The 16782-nt window shown below is 69.2% G+C and carries 14 protein-coding genes; 6 read left to right on the top strand and 8 right to left on the bottom strand.

Annotation, left to right across the window (positions count from 1 at the left end; all coding sequences use genetic code 11):
* Window positions 1-24: 24 nt before the first annotated feature.
* The 3 genes from EV649_RS25940 to tkt are packed head-to-tail and all read right to left on the bottom strand — an operon-like array spanning window position 25 to window position 4918.
* Window positions 25-1605, bottom strand: coding sequence for a glucose-6-phosphate isomerase (locus tag EV649_RS25940; protein ID WP_130386139.1), 1581 nt, complete (start codon window positions 1603-1605; stop codon window positions 25-27).
* Complete coding sequence (gene tal, locus EV649_RS25935; RefSeq protein WP_130386138.1) at window positions 1602-2711, bottom strand: transaldolase; 1110 nt, start codon at window positions 2709-2711, stop codon at window positions 1602-1604. The genes EV649_RS25940 and tal overlap by 4 nt, the downstream gene beginning before the upstream one ends.
* Window positions 2712-2749: 38 nt before the next feature.
* Entirely contained in the window at window positions 2750-4918 is a 2169-nt protein-coding gene (tkt, locus tag EV649_RS25930) for a transketolase (protein WP_130386137.1), read from the bottom strand.
* Between the two features lie 242 nt (window positions 4919-5160).
* Here tkt and EV649_RS25925 point away from each other — a divergent pair, with 242 nt between their 5' ends.
* On the top strand, window positions 5161-6132 hold the full coding sequence (locus tag EV649_RS25925; RefSeq protein WP_130386136.1) for a heme o synthase: 972 nt from the start codon (window positions 5161-5163) through the stop codon (window positions 6130-6132).
* A gap of 134 nt (window positions 6133-6266) precedes the next feature.
* On the top strand, window positions 6267-7379 hold the full coding sequence (locus tag EV649_RS25920; protein ID WP_130386135.1) for a ScyD/ScyE family protein: 1113 nt from the start codon (window positions 6267-6269) through the stop codon (window positions 7377-7379).
* Between the two features lie 124 nt (window positions 7380-7503).
* Here the strand turns inward: EV649_RS25920 and EV649_RS25915 are convergent, their stop codons facing one another.
* From EV649_RS25915 to EV649_RS25895, 5 genes are all read right to left on the bottom strand, one after another.
* Window positions 7504-9414, bottom strand: a complete 1911-nt coding sequence (locus EV649_RS25915; RefSeq protein ID WP_130386134.1) for an HNH endonuclease signature motif containing protein — start codon at window positions 9412-9414, stop codon at window positions 7504-7506.
* A gap of 199 nt (window positions 9415-9613) precedes the next feature.
* Window positions 9614-10432 (bottom strand): MarR family transcriptional regulator, encoded by an 819-nt coding sequence (locus EV649_RS25910; RefSeq protein ID WP_241998642.1) that lies wholly within the window; start codon window positions 10430-10432, stop codon window positions 9614-9616.
* A gap of 89 nt (window positions 10433-10521) precedes the next feature.
* Window positions 10522-11448, bottom strand: a complete 927-nt coding sequence (locus EV649_RS25905; RefSeq protein WP_130386302.1) for a COX15/CtaA family protein — start codon at window positions 11446-11448, stop codon at window positions 10522-10524.
* A gap of 19 nt (window positions 11449-11467) precedes the next feature.
* Entirely contained in the window at window positions 11468-12253 is a 786-nt protein-coding gene (locus EV649_RS25900; RefSeq protein WP_130386133.1) for an ABC transporter permease, read from the bottom strand.
* A complete protein-coding gene (locus EV649_RS25895) occupies window positions 12250-12960 on the bottom strand; it encodes an ABC transporter ATP-binding protein (RefSeq protein ID WP_130386301.1) in 711 nt (236 codons plus the stop codon). Before EV649_RS25895 ends, EV649_RS25900 begins: the two co-directional genes overlap by 4 nt.
* 167 nt (window positions 12961-13127) lie before the next feature.
* Here EV649_RS25895 and EV649_RS25890 point away from each other — a divergent pair, with 167 nt between their 5' ends.
* Genes EV649_RS25890 through EV649_RS25875 form a run of 4 tightly spaced genes read left to right on the top strand, consistent with a single transcriptional unit; the run spans window position 13128 to window position 16772 of the window.
* Window positions 13128-13826 (top strand): metalloregulator ArsR/SmtB family transcription factor, encoded by a 699-nt coding sequence (locus EV649_RS25890; RefSeq protein WP_130386300.1) that lies wholly within the window; start codon window positions 13128-13130, stop codon window positions 13824-13826.
* The gene (sufB, locus tag EV649_RS25885; RefSeq protein WP_130386132.1) at window positions 13823-15235 is read left to right on the top strand and encodes a Fe-S cluster assembly protein SufB; all 1413 of its coding nucleotides are present in this window, start codon (window positions 13823-13825) and stop codon (window positions 15233-15235) included. Before EV649_RS25890 ends, sufB begins: the two co-directional genes overlap by 4 nt.
* Window positions 15235-16437, top strand: coding sequence for a Fe-S cluster assembly protein SufD (gene sufD, locus EV649_RS25880; protein WP_130386131.1), 1203 nt, complete (start codon window positions 15235-15237; stop codon window positions 16435-16437). The genes sufB and sufD overlap by 1 nt, the downstream gene beginning before the upstream one ends.
* Window positions 16434-16772: a non-heme iron oxygenase ferredoxin subunit gene (locus EV649_RS25875; RefSeq protein WP_130386130.1), complete on the top strand. Its 339-nt coding sequence runs from the start codon at window positions 16434-16436 to the stop codon at window positions 16770-16772. Before sufD ends, EV649_RS25875 begins: the two co-directional genes overlap by 4 nt.
* The last annotated feature ends 10 nt before the right edge of the window (window positions 16773-16782 follow it).

Below are 16782 nucleotides of genomic sequence, written 5' to 3'. Positions count from 1 at the left end.
GCCGCTTTCCTCCGAGTTGTCGTGTTACTTGAACAGGGACAAAAGCTGCTGTACGCCGGACGCCACGTCCGTCAGGTGTAGACGCAGTACCGGACGGCCGCGCTCCGCGATGACGCCCGCGTCACCGGCGGCCTGCGCCGAGATCAGCGTGCCGAACGTGAACGGCCGGTCCGGGATCTCCACGTCGGTCGGGTGCGCACCGGTGATCTGCAGGTACACGCCCTCCGGGTGGCCGCCCTTGTGGTACTGACCGGTCGAGTGCAGGAACCGCGGGCCCCAGCCGAAGGTCACCGGACGGTCGGTCTTGGTCGCCAGCGCCGGCCGGATCGCGATCAGGTCGGCGTCCCGCTCGGAGTCCAGGTACGCCATGACGGCCACGTAGCCCTTCGGCTCGAGCTTGCCCAGCAGCGCGTCGACCGCGCCCTGCAGCGAGTCCACACCGTCGAGCAGACCCTCGGTAGCGCGGACCTCCACCGAACCGTCGGTGAACGCGGCCGCTTCCGGCTTCGGCTGCGCGTCGAGCAGACCACGCGCCGCCTTCTTCGCGCTCTCCACGTCCGGCTGGTCGAACGGGTTGATGCCGAGCAGGTAGCCCGCCACCGCTGTCGCCGTCTCCCAGAGCAGCATCTGACCGCCGAGCGAGCCCGACGTCAGCGCCGTCGGGACCCCGCTGGTCGCCTTCTCGGCGAGCAAGGCGTTGGTCAGGTCAGCAGCGTCGCTGTGCAGCTCCGGCGCACCGACCTCGACCGCGACCGGGAGTACGCCGGTGCCGTTCTTGCCGGTGCTCTCCGCGATCAGCTGCTCGGCCCAGTCCGGGAACCCGACGATGTCGGAGCCGTCGGCCGTGATGATCGCCTTGTCCCGACCAGCGCTCGCCGCGAGTACCGCGCCCAGCCACAGCGCCGGGTTGTCGGTGGAGTCGGCCTGCAACGCCGGTGCAGCCTCGGCCGCCTGGTCGAGCAGCTCGGCGATGTCGGCGCCCGCCAGACCGGACGGCACCAGGCCGAACGCCGTCAGCGCGCTGTACCGCCCGCCGACGTTCGGGTCCGCGAGGAACGTCTTGCGGTAGCCCTCGTCCGCCGACAGCTTCTCGAACGGCGAACCCGGGTCCGTCACGACGACGATCCGCGACGCCGCGTCGATGCCCGCGTCGGTGAACGCCTTGGCGAAGGTCCGGCGGTGGCTGTCGGTCTCGACCGTCCCGCCGGACTTGCTGGACACCACGATCACGGTCTTCGACAGGTCACCGTCCAGCGCGCGCTTGACCACGCTCGGGTCGGTCGAGTCGAGGACGACGAGCTCCACGCCCGCCGTCCGGGTGATGACCTCCGGAGCCAGCGACGAGCCGCCCATGCCGGACAGCACGATCCGGTCCAGGCCCTCGGACCGCAGGTCGGCCTGCAGCGCCTCGATCTCGGCCAGCAGCGGCCGCGAGGTGTCGTGCAGGTCGACCCAGCCGAGCCGGATCGACGCCTCGGACTCGGCGTCCGGGCCCCAGATCGTCGCGTCCTTCCCGGCGATCCGGGACGCGATCTTCTCCGCGACCAGTTTGTCGACGACCTCGGCCCAGTCGCCGTTCTGCGTGCTTACCTTCGGAGTCGTCACTTGGCAGCCGCCTTGAGGGCAGACGCGACGGTGTCCTGCAGTTCCGACCAGGAGGCGTCGAACTTCGAGACGCCCTCGTCCTCGAGCAGCTGCACGACCTCGTCGTACGAGATGCCCAGCCTCTCCAGGTCGTCGATCACCTTGCGGTCGCCGGCGTAGTCGCCGCGGACCGTGTCGCCGGTGATCTCGCTGTGCTCCTCGACCGCCTTGATGGTTGCCTCGGGCATCGTGTTCACGACACCGCGGGTGACCAGGTTGTCGACGTACAGGGTGGGGGAGTACGACGGGTCCTTGGTGCCGGTGGAGGCCCACAGCGGGCGCTGCGGCTTGGCGCCGGCGGTCTCGAGCTCGCGCCAGCGGTCGCTGGCGAAGATCTCCTCGTACGCCTCGAACGCGAGCCGGGCATTGGCGATCGCGGCCTTGCCCTTCAGCGCCTTGGCCTCGTCGGTGCCGATCGCGTCCAGCCGCTTGTCGATCTCACTGTCCACCCGGCTGACGAAGAACGACGCGACACTGGCCATCTTGGTGACGTCGTGACCGTTCTCCACGGCCTGCTCCAGGCCGGTCAGGAACGCTTCCGCGACGGCCTTGTAGCGCTCCAGCGAGAAGATCAGCGTCACGTTCACGCTGATACCGGCGGCCAGGGTCTGGGTGATCGCCGGCAGGCCCGCCTTGGTGGCCGGGATCTTGATGAAGACGTTCTCGCGGCCGACGATGTCCCACAGCTGCTTGGCCTGTTCGACCGTCTTCGCGGTGTCGTGCGCCAGGGTCGGCTCGACCTCGATCGACACCCGGCCGTCCTGGCCCTCGGAGTCGTCGTACGCCGGCTTGAACACGTCGGCGGCGTCACGGACGTCGCTGGTCGTGATCACCCGGATCGCCTCGTCGACGGACACGCCCTCTGCGGCTAGCCGAGAGACCGTCTCGGCGTACGCGTCGGCGTCCGAGATGGCCTTGGCGAAGATGGTCGGGTTCGTGGTCACACCGACCACGTGCTTGTCCTCGATCAGCGCCTGCAGGCTGCCGCTGGTCAGCCGCTCACGCGACAGGTCGTCCAGCCAGATGGAGACACCCGCGTCGGCGAGTGCTTTCAAGCGATCGTTCATGGATCCGATGCCTTCTTCCGAATGTTCTGTTGTGGTCTTCAGTTGGCGTCGGCCGGTCCGACCGGCCCGGCGGCGGCGCGACCGGGCGGGACACCCGGACCGCTGATCTGCGCGGCGGCGGCGATGCTGTCCTTCGCGGCCTGCACGACCGCGTCGGTGGTGATGCCGAACTCGTCGTACAGCGTCTGGTACGCCGCGGACGCGCCGTAGTGCTCCAGGCTCACCGAGCGGCCGGCGTCGCCGACGATGTCGTGCCAGCTCAGCGCGATCCCGGCCTCGACCGAGACCCGGGCCCGCACGTCCGCCGGGATGACCGACTCGCGGTACGCGTCGTCCTGCTCGTCGAACCACTCGCGGGACACCATCGAGACTACGCGGGCGTTGACGCCCTCGTCGGCCAGGACCTTGCGGGCCTCGACCGCGATCTGCAGCTCCGAGCCGGTGCCGATCAGCACCACGTCCGGCGTGCCATCGGTGTCGAGCAGCACGTAACCGCCCTTGTGCACGTTCTCGGTGGTGGCGAAGCCGTCGGTGCCGCGCGGGAACGTCGGCACGTTCTGCCGGGTCAGCGCCAGGCCGGCCGGGCGGTCGGTGTGCTCCAGGATGGTGGCCCAGGCGGCCGCCGTCTCGTTCGCGTCACCGGGCCGTACGACGTCCAGGCCCGGGATCGCCCGCAGCGCCGAGAGGTGCTCGATCGGCTGGTGCGTCGGACCGTCCTCGCCGAGGCCGATCGAGTCGTGCGTCCACACGTACGTCACCGGCAGCTGCATCAGCGCGGCCAGCCGGACGGACGGGCGCATGTAGTCGGAGAAGACCAGGAACGTACCGCCGTACGGGCGGGTCAGGCCGTGCAGCGTGATGCCGTTGAGCACCGAGCCCATGGCGTGCTCGCGGATCCCGAAGTGCAGGACCCGGCCGTACTCGTCGCCGGAGAACTCCTTCGTCGAGTACTCCGCCGGGATGAACGACGGCTGGCCCTTCGGAGTGGTGTTGTTGGAGCCGGCCAGGTCGGCCGAACCGCCCCAGAGCTCGGGCAGCTCGGGCGCGAGATTGGTCAGCACGTCGCCGGACGCGGCGCGGGTCGCGACACCCTTGGCGTCGGCGTCCCAGCTCGGCAGCTTGTCCTTCCAGCCGGCCGGCAGCTCACGCTTCGAGAGCCGGTCCAGCAGCGCCGCCCGCTCCGGGTTCGCGGCCTTCCACTGGTCGAACTTCGCGGTCCACTCGGCCTCCAGGGCCTTGCCGCGGTCCAGCGCCCCGCGGGTGTGCGCGATCACGTCGTCGGCCACCTGGAACGTCTGCTCCGGGTCCCAGCCGAGGACCTTCTTGGTCGCGGCGACCTCGTCGCCACCGAGCGCCGAACCGTGGATCTTGCCGGTGTTCTGCTTGTTCGGGGCCGGCCAGCCGATGATCGTGTGCAGCCGGATGAAGCTCGGCTTGTCGGTCACGGCCCGGGCCGCCTCCAGCGCGTCGTACAGCGCCTGGACGTCTTCCTCGTAGCCGGTGCCGCCCTCGGTCCAGTCGACGTCCTGGACGTGCCAGCCGTACGCCGCGTAGCGCGCCGCCACGTCCTCGGACAGCGCGATGTCGGTGTTGTCCTCGATCGAGATCTTGTTCGCGTCGTAGATGATCGTCAGGTTGCCGAGCTTCTGGTGCCCGGCCAGCGACGACGCCTCGGAGGCGACGCCTTCCTCGATGTCACCGTCGGAGGCGATCACGTAGACCTGGTGGTCGAACAGGCTCTCGCCCTTCGGCGCGTCCGGGTCGAGGAGGCCGCGCTCGCGGCGGGCCGCCATCGCCATGCCGACCGCGTTGCCGATGCCCTGACCGAGCGGGCCGGTGGTGGTCTCGACGCCGGCGGTGTGCCGGTACTCGGGGTGGCCCGGGGTCTTGCTGCCCCAGGTCCGCAGCGACTTCAGGTCGTCCAGCTCGAGGCCGAAGCCAGCCAGGTAGAGCTGGATGTACAAGGTCAGGCTGGAGTGCCCCGCGGACAGCACGAACCGGTCGCGGCCGGCCCAGTGGGTGTCGGCCGGGTTGTGCCGCATCACCTTCTGGAACAGCAGGTACGCCGCCGGTGCGAGGCTCATCGCCGTACCGGGATGTCCGTTGCCGACCTTCTCGACCGCATCCATCGCGAGCACCCGTACGGTGTCGACCGCGCGCTGGTCCAGTTCGGTCCATTCAAGCTTTGGGCTGGTCTTCTCCGTCACGCCGGCGGCGCTCCTCTCGATGGTGACCTTCTAGGTATCTCACGCAGAGCCTACTGTGACGCCGCCTGTCGGCTGCACATTGCTCCAAGGCTTGTCAACCAGCTGGTAACTGGTGCTGTTCCCGGACGTCTCCGACATCACACCCGGCTCATCGGAGGGGGGTGCGAGAACCCTCCTACGGGGCGTCGTAGACTGCTGAATCGTCAGCGCCGCTCATCCGGCGTCAACCCACTCTGTTCGAGGTGTTCGTGACGGCCGTCGACCCGCGTCCTGCCGCGACGACGTCGTACCCGACGCCGCTGCCGGACGCTACCGCTGTGGTGAGTCCGTCGGTGCGCGACGTGGTGAAGGCGTACGTCGGTCTGACCAAGCCGCGCATCATCGAGCTGCTTCTGATCACCACCGTGCCGGTGATGTTCCTGGCAGCTGGTGGCGTGCCCGGTCTCGAGGTGGTCGTGGCCACGCTGATCGGCGGCGTGCTCGCCTCCGGCAGCGCCAACACGATCAACTGCGTCCTCGATCGCGACATCGACGAGCAGATGCGCCGAACCCGGCGCCGCCCGCTGCCGCGGCACGCGGTCAGCCCGCGCTCGGCGACGATCTTCGGCGTCGTGCTCGGTGTGCTCGCCACCCTCGAGCTCGGCTTCTACGTGAACTGGCTGTCGTCCGGCCTCGCGCTGGCCGCGAACCTGTTCTACGTCTTCGGCTACACGATGCTGCTCAAGCGCCGGACCGTGCAGAACATCGTCTGGGGCGGGATCGCGGGCTGCTTCCCGACCCTGATCGGCTGGACCGCGGTCACCGGCAAGCTGGCCTGGACGCCGGTCGTGCTGTTCCTGGTCGTCTTCTTCTGGACGCCGCCGCACACCTGGTCGCTCGCGATGCGGTACCGCGAGGACTATGCGTCGGTCGACGTACCGATGCTCCCCGTGGTCGCCACCCCGGTCGCCACCGCGCGGCAGATCATGGCGTACTCGGTGGTCATGGTGATCACGTCGCTCGCGCTCTGGCCGGTCGGCGACACCGGCATGGTCTACCCGATCGCCGCGATCGTGCTCGGTTTCGTGTTCCTCCGCGAGGCGCGCCGGTTGTTGCTCCGGGCCCACACCGGCGCCGACGGCGCCGCGCTGCGCCCGATGCGGTTGTTCCACTTCTCGAACATCTACCTGGCCTTGCTGTTCATCGCCGCGGCCATCGATCCGCTCCTGCACTGAGATCTGGCACTGAGAGTCGTGCTGCGGGCGCGGTGCGTTTCCCCGTTGACCTGATCGTGATCTGATGTTGCGATGGGCACCTGCCTGTGGAGGGGGTTCCACGCCTGGGGAGGCGTAACAGCAGGGGGATTCGCATGGGGGTACGAACACGCATCGCCGCGATCGCGGCACTCGCACTGACCGGTTCGCTTCTGGTCGCGGGACAGGCCGACGCCGGTCACAGCCACTCGAGTCTGAAGCCGGTGGCAACAGGTCTCAACGGTCCGCGCGGCGTCTCGACGTACGGGAACAAGGTCATCTACAGCGTCACCGACGGCTCGGTGTACGTGACAGACGGGCAGCGGACCTTGAAGCTCGGCACGGTGCCGGGCACGGGTGGGTTCCCGCCGGCGATCGACACCAACAAGTGGGGTACGACGTACGCGCTGACCGGCGCGGGCGGAGAGCCGGGGCAGCCGCCGCTTCCGGGGAGCACGACGCTCTACCGGATGCGATACGGGAAGGCGCCGGTCAAGATCGCCGACATCGGCGCGTACCAGAAGAAGGACCCGGACCCGTACGACCTGGAAGAGAACCCGACCGACTCCAACCCGTTCGGCGTCGCCGCGCTGAGTGATGGAACGGTCCTGGTCTCGGACGCCGCCGGCAACGACCTGCTCCGGGTCTGGCCGAACGGCCACATCAAGACCGTCGCGAAGCTCAAGCCACGCGTCGTGAAGGTTCCTACCGGTCTGCCCGCCACGGACCCGGACGGCCACCCGCTGCCGCCGGCCGGTACGCCGGTCCCGGCCGAGGCCGTCGCCACGTCGGTGACAGTGGGCTCGGACGGCTACTGGTACGTCGGTGAGCTCCGTGGCTTCCCGGCCACACCGGGGACGTCGCAGATCTGGCGGATCAAGCCGGGCTCGGTGGGCGCGGTGTGCAACCCGGACAAGCCGTACAAGGGCAACTGCCAGCGGTACGCCGACGGGTACACGTCGATCGTTGACCTGGCCGGAGGTCCGCGGGGCACGCTCGCGGTGGTCGAGCTCGACAAGGCGAGCTGGCTGAAGTTCGAGTTGAACGGCCCGACGAAGGGCGGCCTGTTCCTGCAGTACTCGGGCAGGTCTCACCGGGCCGGGTACAAGCGCGAGCTGGTGAAGGATCAGCTGACACTGCCGGGCGGTGCGGGCTTCAACCGCGCAGGGCAGCTGTTCGTCTCCGCGCCGGTCTTCGGGCCTGGTGCGGTCTACAGAGTGAAGTACTGAGTGACGCGGTGAAGTACTGAGTGACGCGCGGGCGCCCGTCAGGTGGCGGGTGTCCCGCGTTCTCTGGAAGACCTGGCTTCCCGACCAGAACAGTTCGTCGGTCGACGAGGCAGCGTGAGACCGCTCAGAACGGCGGTGGATCGTTCGTCGGTGGGGTTGCTGATGGCGCGATCGGTCCGCGGGCCGGTGGGACGGTGGTGTATCGATGGCCGGTAGGGGTCGTGAGGGTGACGGAGCCGTCGGGGTGAGCGGTGGTTTTCCATCCCCAGGCTTTGGTGTCCTTGATGACGTGGTGGTATTCGCAGTACGGCGCCATCCCGGTCAGACTCGTGCGGCCTGACTGCGTGAACGGGGTGAGGTGGTCGCGGTCGCAGTCGCGGGAGGTGCGGTTGCAGCCGGGCCAGGCGCACACCGGGTGTCGGGCAAGCAGGGTTTCGGTGACCAACACACCCGGGTCGTGGCGCGTGGTGGAGGCCTCGAGCACGGACCCGTTGACGGGGTCGGTGAGGAGCCGGCGCCAGGTGCCGTCGGCGGCGATGCGGCGGGCCATTTCGGCGGGGATGGGTCCGTAGCCGGTGAGGTCGGCGGGGTCGTCGTCCAGGCCGAGCAGGGTCGAGGCCGGGATGACGACCTCGATGTGTGGGCGGCGGCGGTGCTGGTCGGGCAGGCGTCGGCCGAGCCAGTCCAGCCCGTTGCGCAGGATGTGCTCGAACAGATCCGCAGCCACATCCGCACGTCGCTGCTCGGCGGTCCGGACGTCCTTCTCGGCACCGGCACCGGCATCCGCATCCGGACCGGCATCGGCATCCGCGCTGGCGGCGGTGTCGGTGGCGGCGATGTCGTCGTGGGTGGCGCCCGGATCCGGATCGGGATCGGGTCTGGCGTCCGGGCTTCCTGAGCCGGCGTCCGTGGGAGCGGTCGGCTCGGGATCCGCGGGCGCGCCGAGCGGCGCAGCGGCATCGGTGGTGGGGTTGGTGGGGTTGGTGGTGCGGGTTCCGCGTTTGGCGAGGGTGGCCATGGCTTGGATGGTGACCCAGATCTGCTGGATCTTGTCGGAGGTGTGAACGATCCACAGCCCGGCCATGCCGTTGGCCAGCGGGACGATCTTGCAGGTCCGCTCGGCGACCGCGGCGCGGTGGTCGCCGGCAGCTTGGGTGGTGACGTGTTTGGCGACCTGGCGGCGCAGCGACTCCAGCAGGTTCCGATGGGTCTGCTTGGCGGCGCGTTTCAGCACGTGCGCCTCCACGGCTCGTGCGGCCTCATCCGGGAGTTGGCTGGTCGCCTCGGAGATCGCCAGCGCCTTGCCCCACGTCAACGCGCCGCAGCGCAACCCCGAATAGGTGGCGGACAGGGACGAGGTCAGACGCAGCGCGGTCTCGACCCGCCGCCCCACCGTGTTGGGGGACAGGCCGAGGGCCAGCGCGATCTCGCCGTGCCAGGACCGCTCCGGGTCGACCGGGCGACCCCTGGAATCGAGCTGGGTCGGGCGCGGCGACTCGCGGTGCTCGGCGCGGCGCTGCCGGACGAACGACGCCGTCGCACCGGCCTTGATCGCCTCGCCCCAGCTGATCAGCCGGTCCGCGGCCTTCATCAACTCGATCAGCGCCACCGGCGACATAGCCTCCGGCCGGGTCTCCTCCAACGCGGCAGCCAGCGCGCCGCCGGGCGGCAGCAACACCCAGGCCGGCGCCTCCCGGCGCAGCATCTCCCGCTCCGCGGCGTCCTGCTCGACACCGTCCCATTCCTGCCACTCGAACTCGTCCACCCGGGAATAGCGATTCCGGCCCAGCAACTCGTCCAGATCGGCGTCGAACTGGTCCTGCTCACTGATCACCGCGGGGCCGTCGGGGAGTTCGGTATCGGTCGGGTAGACCAGGTCGTCTGGCACGTAGTCATCGTCGAGCGGCGCGTCATCCCAAACACTCCATGCAGACACCACGACCGTCCGGTCACGAGTAGGGACGGTCGTCGCCGCAGCACCAGGCGCCGAAGGTACGGCGGTGGTGCTGATGGTGACGGTCGAAGGCTCGCTCATGCTTCTATATTAGAACATGTGTTCGATGAACTCAACTCGCGAACGCTCGCGGATGGATGCCGGAATGCCTTGCGGAGTTGGAGATCTGACCAAAGGTTGCTTACAGCAACTGAATACGCTCGGGTATCGCGTCGCGTTGGTGCGGACAGGAAATATCAGGTCCTGGCCCACCAGAACCTGTCGCACGGCCCCGCGGTCGTCAATGGGCATGTGCTGCGGCGGCGATCGGCTCGAGGCCCGCGATGAGCTCGTCGAGCTCGTCCGCGCTGAGTACGTCGTACGCCGGTGCTGCCAGTTCGTCGGTGAGGGCCTCGATCCGCTCCTTGGTCTGCCGGCCGGTGTTGGTGAACCCGCCGGCCGCGTCTACGAGGCCGCGGTCGCGCAGCCCGTCGACGACAGCGGCCAGCTGTGGCTTGGGCAGGTGGTGAATCCGGCCGAACTCCTCCGGCCTCATTCCGAGCGAGAGAGCCAGGAGGACGTGGGCCTCGGTGCCGCCGATGCCGTTCGCGACGAGGGCGGCGTTGTGGCCGTCCCCGCGGTGCTCGCGCAGCAGCGTCGCCGCGTGCCAGAGTTTGGCCACCGGTTGCTCGGGTACGTCGAGCGCCCGGAGCCCGGCGTACAGCGGACGGCCCTCGGTCGGCGCGCTGACCGCCGCGCGGGTGGCGAGGTCGGCGACCCGCATCAGACCAGGGGAGTCGGCGAGTTCCCCGATCCTCTGCCGCAACGCGGAGGTGCTGCCCCGCTCGCGCACGGCGATTGCCTCCTCCGGGGTGGTCTTGCCCCAGACCCACGGGATGTGGCGCGCCACCTCACCTTCGGCGAAGTTGTAGAAGACCGCATGCATGACTTCGGCCGGTGCGAGACCCAGTGGCGCGGCTCGGCCGGCGAAGTATCCGTCCCAGTAGTTGCGCATGCCGAGGGCCAGGAACGCCTCGGTCGGCGCCTCGGAGAAGGTGACGGTGGCGATCGGCTCGACGAGCTCGAACATGCGGTGGACCTTGGCCAGTGGGTGCGGCATCGTCGGCATCTCCTTGGTCGTGACAGCGCCCTTGTGACCTGCCTCTGACCCTTGCGACGAACGAGATGGCCCGGATTCGACACTTCCCGTCAGGTGGCGGGTGTGCCGCGTTCGCCGTAGACGGCTGTGACGAGGGCGATCAGTAGGCCGGCCAGGAACATGTGGACGAGGACGACACCCCACGGCAGGCCGGTGAAGTACTGCGTGAAGCCGACGGCTCCCTGCAGGATTTCGACGGCGAGCAGCCAGGCGGCGAGCTTGCGCAGGGTGCGTGAGGTCGCGGTCACGCGGGTCGCGATCACCAGGGCGATCGAGATTCCGAGCAGGCCGAAGACGACGTCGGAGTGCAGCTGGCTGACCAGCTCGGGGTCGAAACCGTTGCGGCCGGTCTCCGGATCGCCCGAGTGCGGCCCGGCGCCGGTGACAATGGTGCCGAGGGCAACGGTCAGCCAGACCGCCACCACCGAGGCGGTGGCGAGTGCGCGGACCACCGGGGGAGTGTGCGGGTACGGGCTGGTGCGCGACCGGCGCATCATCGAGACCGTCAGCGTGATGATGATCGGCGAGACCAGGAAGTGCGCCGAGACGATCCACGGATTGAGCCCGGTGAGCACGCTGATGCCGCCGATCACCCCTTGCAGCGGGACCCCGAGCGCGGCCGCGGTCGCCAGCCGGCGCAGGTCGCGCCGGATCGGGCGGTAGCGCATGACCACCAGCCAGGTGAGGATCGCGACGATCGCGACGACGAACCCGAGCATCCGGTTGGTGAACTCGATCGCGCCGTGGATGCCGAGGGCGGCGTGCGGGACGTACGAGTCGTCGGTGCAGGACGGCCAGGTCGGGCAGCCGAGCCCCGAGCCGGTCAGCCGGACCAGTCCGCCGGTGACCACGATGCCGATGTTCACCACGATCGACGCCCAGCCCCAGCGCCGGACGACGTCCAGGCTCGGCTCGGGAACCAGTCGCCAGAATCCGCTGACTGGCTCAGTCTCTTGGGGCGGGGTCTCGGTCGTCATCACCGGCACACTCTAAAGGTCAGTCCCAGCGGAAGGTGCGGGACACCAGGTACCCCAGCACCCCCGCCCAGAGTGCCAGCGACAGCGCCGCGGCCCACGGAATCACTCCTTCGACAGTCGAATTCGCGATCCCGTTGGCGAGCGCGGCACTCGGCAGCAGCCGTACGACGCCTTGCATGCCGGCCGGGTACTCGTCGACGGGCGTCATGATCGCGCCGCCCACGAGCAGCAGCAGGTACAGCAGGTTCGCCGCGGCCAGCGTCGCCTCGGCCCGCAGTACGCCGGCCATCAGCAGACCCAGTGACGCGAAGGCCGCCGTACCGCACAGGACCGTGAGGACGACGCCGAAGACGGCCCCGAACCCGCCGATCGGCTTCCATCCGAGCGCGAATCCGGTGCCGATCAGAACGACCAGCTGGATGACCTCGACGATCAAGACCGCGCCGATCTTTCCCGCGAGCAGACCGGTGCGGGACAGCGGTGAGGCGCCGAGGCGCTTGATGACGCCGTACCGGCGCTCGAAGCCGGTCGCGATCGCCAGCGAGGTGAACGACGAGGACAGGATCGCGAGCGCGAGCACCCGGGGGACTGCTTCGTCGATCGGCCGGCCGCTCCCGAGCGGCAGCCGCTCGCCGAGGCCGGTCCCGCCGAGAAGGAGCAGCAGACCGAGCGGAATCACCAGGGCGAGCAGCAGTTGCTCGCCGTTGCGGACGAGCAGCTTGAACTCCATCCGGGTGTGCGCGAGCACCTTCCGCGGCCAGGGCGCGCTGCCCGGCCGTGGGGCGTACGTCGCGGCGCTGCTCATCGTGTCTCCCGCTTGGGCGCGGTCAGTTCGAGGAAAACGTCCTCGAGGGACTTGGTGTGGTGCTCGGTGAGGGAGTCGGGGGTGCCGGAGGCGATCACCTTGCCGGCCGACACCACATGCACCTGGTCGGACAGCTGCTCGGCCTCGTCCATCGCGTGCGTCGTCAGCACGACCGTCACGCCGTCGTCGCGCAGGTCGCGGATCAGCTGCCAGATCTCTCGCCGGCCGTGCGGGTCCAGCCCGGTGGTCGGCTCGTCCAGGAACGCGAGCTCCGGCCGTCCCACGATCGCCAGCGCGAACGACAACCGCTGCTTCTGCCCACCCGAGAGTCGCCGGTACGGCGTTCGCCCGCAGCTGCCCAGGTCGAGCCGCTCCACCAGGGCGGGCACGTCGAGCGGGTGGGCGTGCAGGGTGGCGACGTACCGAAGCATCTCGACCGCGCGGACGCCCGACCAGGCACCGCCCTCCTGGAGCATCACGCCGATCCTCGGCATCAGCTCGTCGTGGTCGGCGAGCGGGTCGAGGCCCAGGACCCGGACGCTGCCCGAGTCCGGGCGCCGGAAGCCCTCACAGGTCTCCACGGTCGTGGTCTTGCCGGCGCCGTTCGGGCCGAGCACGGCCGTCACCGTTCCGGCGGCTACGGTGAGAGCGAGACCGTCGACCGCGGTCTTCTCGCCGTACCGCACGACGAGGTTGTCGATCTCCACCGCGACTGGCACAAACGGCAGCATAGAGAACGGCCCGGAGTGACCTCGCTCACGGTCGGGTCCCGGGCCCCGCGTGAGCGCGCGAACCGGTTAGGGGACCCTTATTTGAAGGGTCCGGGGAATTACGCGACACTGATGTTGTGAAAACTCCTGCGACCGACCGAGCCGTGCCCCACGGCGCTGCCGGCGCGCGGGACGAGTCCACCCGGGACCGGGTCGCACGCTCGATCCTGACCAATGGCCCGTCCAGCGCCGCGGCGCTGGCGGAGCGGCTCGAACTCACCCCGGCGGCGGTTCGCCGGCACCTGGACCACCTGCTCGACGAGGGCCTGGTGGAATCCCGCGAGGAGCGTGTCTACGGCCCCCGTGGCCGCGGCCGCCCGGCGAAGGTGTTCGTGCTGACCGACTCCGGCCGGCATGCCTTCCACCAGGCGTACGACGACCTCGCGGCGACCGCGATGCGGTTCATCGCCGAGGCCGGCGGTGACGACGCAGTCGCGGAGTTCGCGCGGCGCCGGGTCTCCGAGGTGGAGGAGCGCTACCGGGGACTGCTCGCGCAGGCTCCCGAGAGCAGGAAGGCGGAGGTGCTCGCCCAGGCCCTGACGGCCGACGGCTACGCAGCCTCCACGGCGGAGGCGGGCCACGGCGCCCAGCTCTGCCAGCACCACTGCCCGGTCGCGCACGTGGCCGCGCAGTTCCCCCAGCTGTGCGAGGCCGAGACCGAGGTGTTCTCGAGACTCCTCGGCAAGCACGTGCAGCGACTGGCCACCATCGCTCACGGCGACGGTGTCTGTACGACGCATATCCCGGGTACCAACCCGGTTCCCCCTGTATCCGACGGCGAAGCTGCGAGGACTACACGATGACGCAAACCGCTCACCCCGAACTGGAAGGCCTCGGCAACTACCAGTACGGCTGGGCCGACTCCGACGCCGCCGGTGCGGTCGCCCAGCGCGGCCTCAGCACCGACGTGGTGCGGGGCATCTCCGCGCTGAAGAACGAGCCGGAGTGGATGCTCGACCTGCGCCTGAAGGGCCTGAAGCTCTTCGACCGCAAGCCGATGCCGTCGTGGGGCGCCGACCTGTCGGGGATCGACTTCGACAACATCAAGTACTTCGTCCGGTCGACCGAGAAGCAGGCCACCTCCTGGGAGGACCTGCCGCCGGACATCAAGAACACCTACGACAAGCTCGGCATCCCGGAGGCGGAGAAGCAGCGCCTGGTCGCCGGCGTCGCCGCGCAGTACGAGTCCGAGGTCGTCTACCACCAGATCCGTGAGGACCTGGAGGCGCAGGGCGTCATCTTCCTGGACACCGACACCGGCCTGAAGGAGCACCCGGAGCTCTTCAAGGAGTACTTCGGTTCCGTCATCCCGGTCGGCGACAACAAGTTCGCCTCGCTGAACACGTCGGTCTGGTCCGGCGGCTCGTTCATCTACGTCCCCAAGGGCGTCAAGGTGGACATCCCGCTGCAGGCGTACTTCCGGATCAACACCGAGAACATGGGCCAGTTCGAGCGGACCCTGATCATCGTCGACGAGGACGCCTACGTGCACTACGTCGAGGGCTGCACGGCGCCGATCTACAAGTCGGACTCGCTGCACTCGGCGGTCGTCGAGATCATCGTGAAGAAGGGCGCCCGCTGCCGCTACACGACGATCCAGAACTGGTCGAACAACGTCTACAACCTGGTCACCAAGCGCGCCACCTGCGAAGAGGGCGCGACCATGGAGTGGATCGACGGCAACATCGGTTCCAAGGTGACGATGAAGTACCCGGCCGTGTACCTGATGGGCGAGCACGCCAAGGGCGAGACCCTGTCGGTCGCGTTCGCGGGCGAGGGCCAGCACCAGGACGCCGGCTCCAAGATGGTGCACAACGCGCCGTACACCTCCAGCTCGATCGTGTCGAAGTCGGTGGCCCGCGGCGGCGGCCGGACGTCGTACCGCGGTCTGGTCGAGGTGGCGCCGGGCTCGCACCACAGCAAGTCCACGGTGCGCTGTGACGCGCTGCTGGTCGACACCATCAGCCGTTCGGACACCTACCCGTACGTCGACGTCCGCGAGGACGACGTGGCGATGGGTCACGAGGCGACCGTGTCCAAGGTCAGCGACGACCAGCTCTTCTACCTGATGAGCCGGGGCATGGCCGAGGACGAGGCGATGGCGATGATCGTCCGCGGCTTCATCGAGCCGATCGCCCGCGAGCTCCCGATGGAGTACGCGCTGGAACTGAACCGTTTGATCGAGCTGCAGATGGAAGGGGCCGTCGGCTGATGTCCGCCGCTGAAACGCTGGTTGCCACCGGCAACCGGGCACATTCCCACGGGCCGGGGTCCCCGGTCCCGCTCCAGGCGCGCAGCGAGCGGCCCACGTCGTACGACGTGGCCGACTTCGCGGTGCCCAACGGACGCGAAGAGGAGTGGCGCTTCACGCCGGTCAAACAGCTCAAGGCCCTGTTCGACGACGCGGCCGGCACCGAGACCCCGAAGATCGACGCCTCCGGTCCGGAGGGTGTCGTCTTCGAGACCGTCGCCGCGGACTCGGTCAAGGTCGGCAAGCCCCAGGACCGGTCCGCCGCCATCGCCTGGACGCACGCCGGCGAGGCGCTCGCGGTGCGGATCCCGGTCGAGGCCGAGCTGACCGAGCCGGTGCACGTGAACGTCGCGAGCCTCGGCGGCCGTGGCTTCAGCCACCTGATCGTCGAGGCCGGCCGGCACAGCCGCGCGATCGTGATCATCGATCACACCGGTGCGGGCGAGCTGGGCAGCAACGTCGAGGTCGTCGTCGGCGACGGCGCCGAACTGCGCGTGGTCAGCATCCAGCAGGGCGACCACGAGTCGATCCACCTGGCCCAGCACGACGCGCTGGTCGGGCGGGACGCGAAGCTCCACCACGTGGTCGTCACCCTGGGCGGCAAGATCGTCCGGATCGGCACCAACGTCCGGTACGCCGGACCTGGCGGCGACGCGGAACTCCTCGGGGTGTACTTCGCCGAAGGTGGTCAGCACCACGAGAACAGGCTGTTCGTAGACCACGAGGCCGTCCACTGCAAGAGCAATGTGATCTACAAGGGTGCGCTGGCGGGTGACCACGCCCGCTCGGTGTGGATCGGCGACGTCCTGATCCGCGCCGCGGCCGAGGGCACCAACACCTTCGAGCTGAACCGGAACCTGGTCCTGACCGACGGCGCCCGCGCCGACTCGGTGCCGAACCTGGAGATCGAGACCGGCGAGATCGAGGGTGCCGGTCACGCGTCCGCGACCGGCCGGTTCGACGACGAGCAGCTGTTCTACCTGCAGGCCCGCGGCATCCCCGAGGACGCGGCCCGGCGGCTGGTGGTGTCCGGCTTCTTCAACGACATCATCGGCAAGATCGGTGTCCCCGAGGTCGCCGAGCACCTGCACGACGTGATCGAAGAGAAGCTCGCCCGGGCCGCGGAGTTGAGCGCATCGGCCAAGGCGGTCGTCGGGCAGTGAGCGACACGTTCGAGCGCGCCTGCGCCGCCGCCGACGTCCCCGACGAGGGTGTGATCCCGGTCGAGGTCGGCGGTGTGGAGGTCGCGGTCGTGAAGAGCGACGGACAGTACTTCGCGGTGCGGGACGAGTGCTCGCACGCGCAGATCCAGCTGTCCGAGGGTGACGTCGGCGAGTGCGAGATCGAGTGCTGGCTGCACGGGTCCCGCTTCGACCTGCGCACCGGCGAGCCGACCAGCCTGCCGGCCTACGACCCGGTGCCGATCTACCCCGTGCGCCTCGACGGCGACGACGTACTCGTCGACGTGAAGAACCCCCTGAACCAGGCATCCCTGTAAACGACGGAGA

The organism is Kribbella sp. VKM Ac-2569, assembly GCF_004216905.1.
Lineage (GTDB): Bacteria > Actinomycetota > Actinomycetes > Propionibacteriales > Kribbellaceae > Kribbella.
Note: the sequence above shows the minus strand (reverse complement) of the source record. Positions and strands in the feature narration are given on the sequence as shown.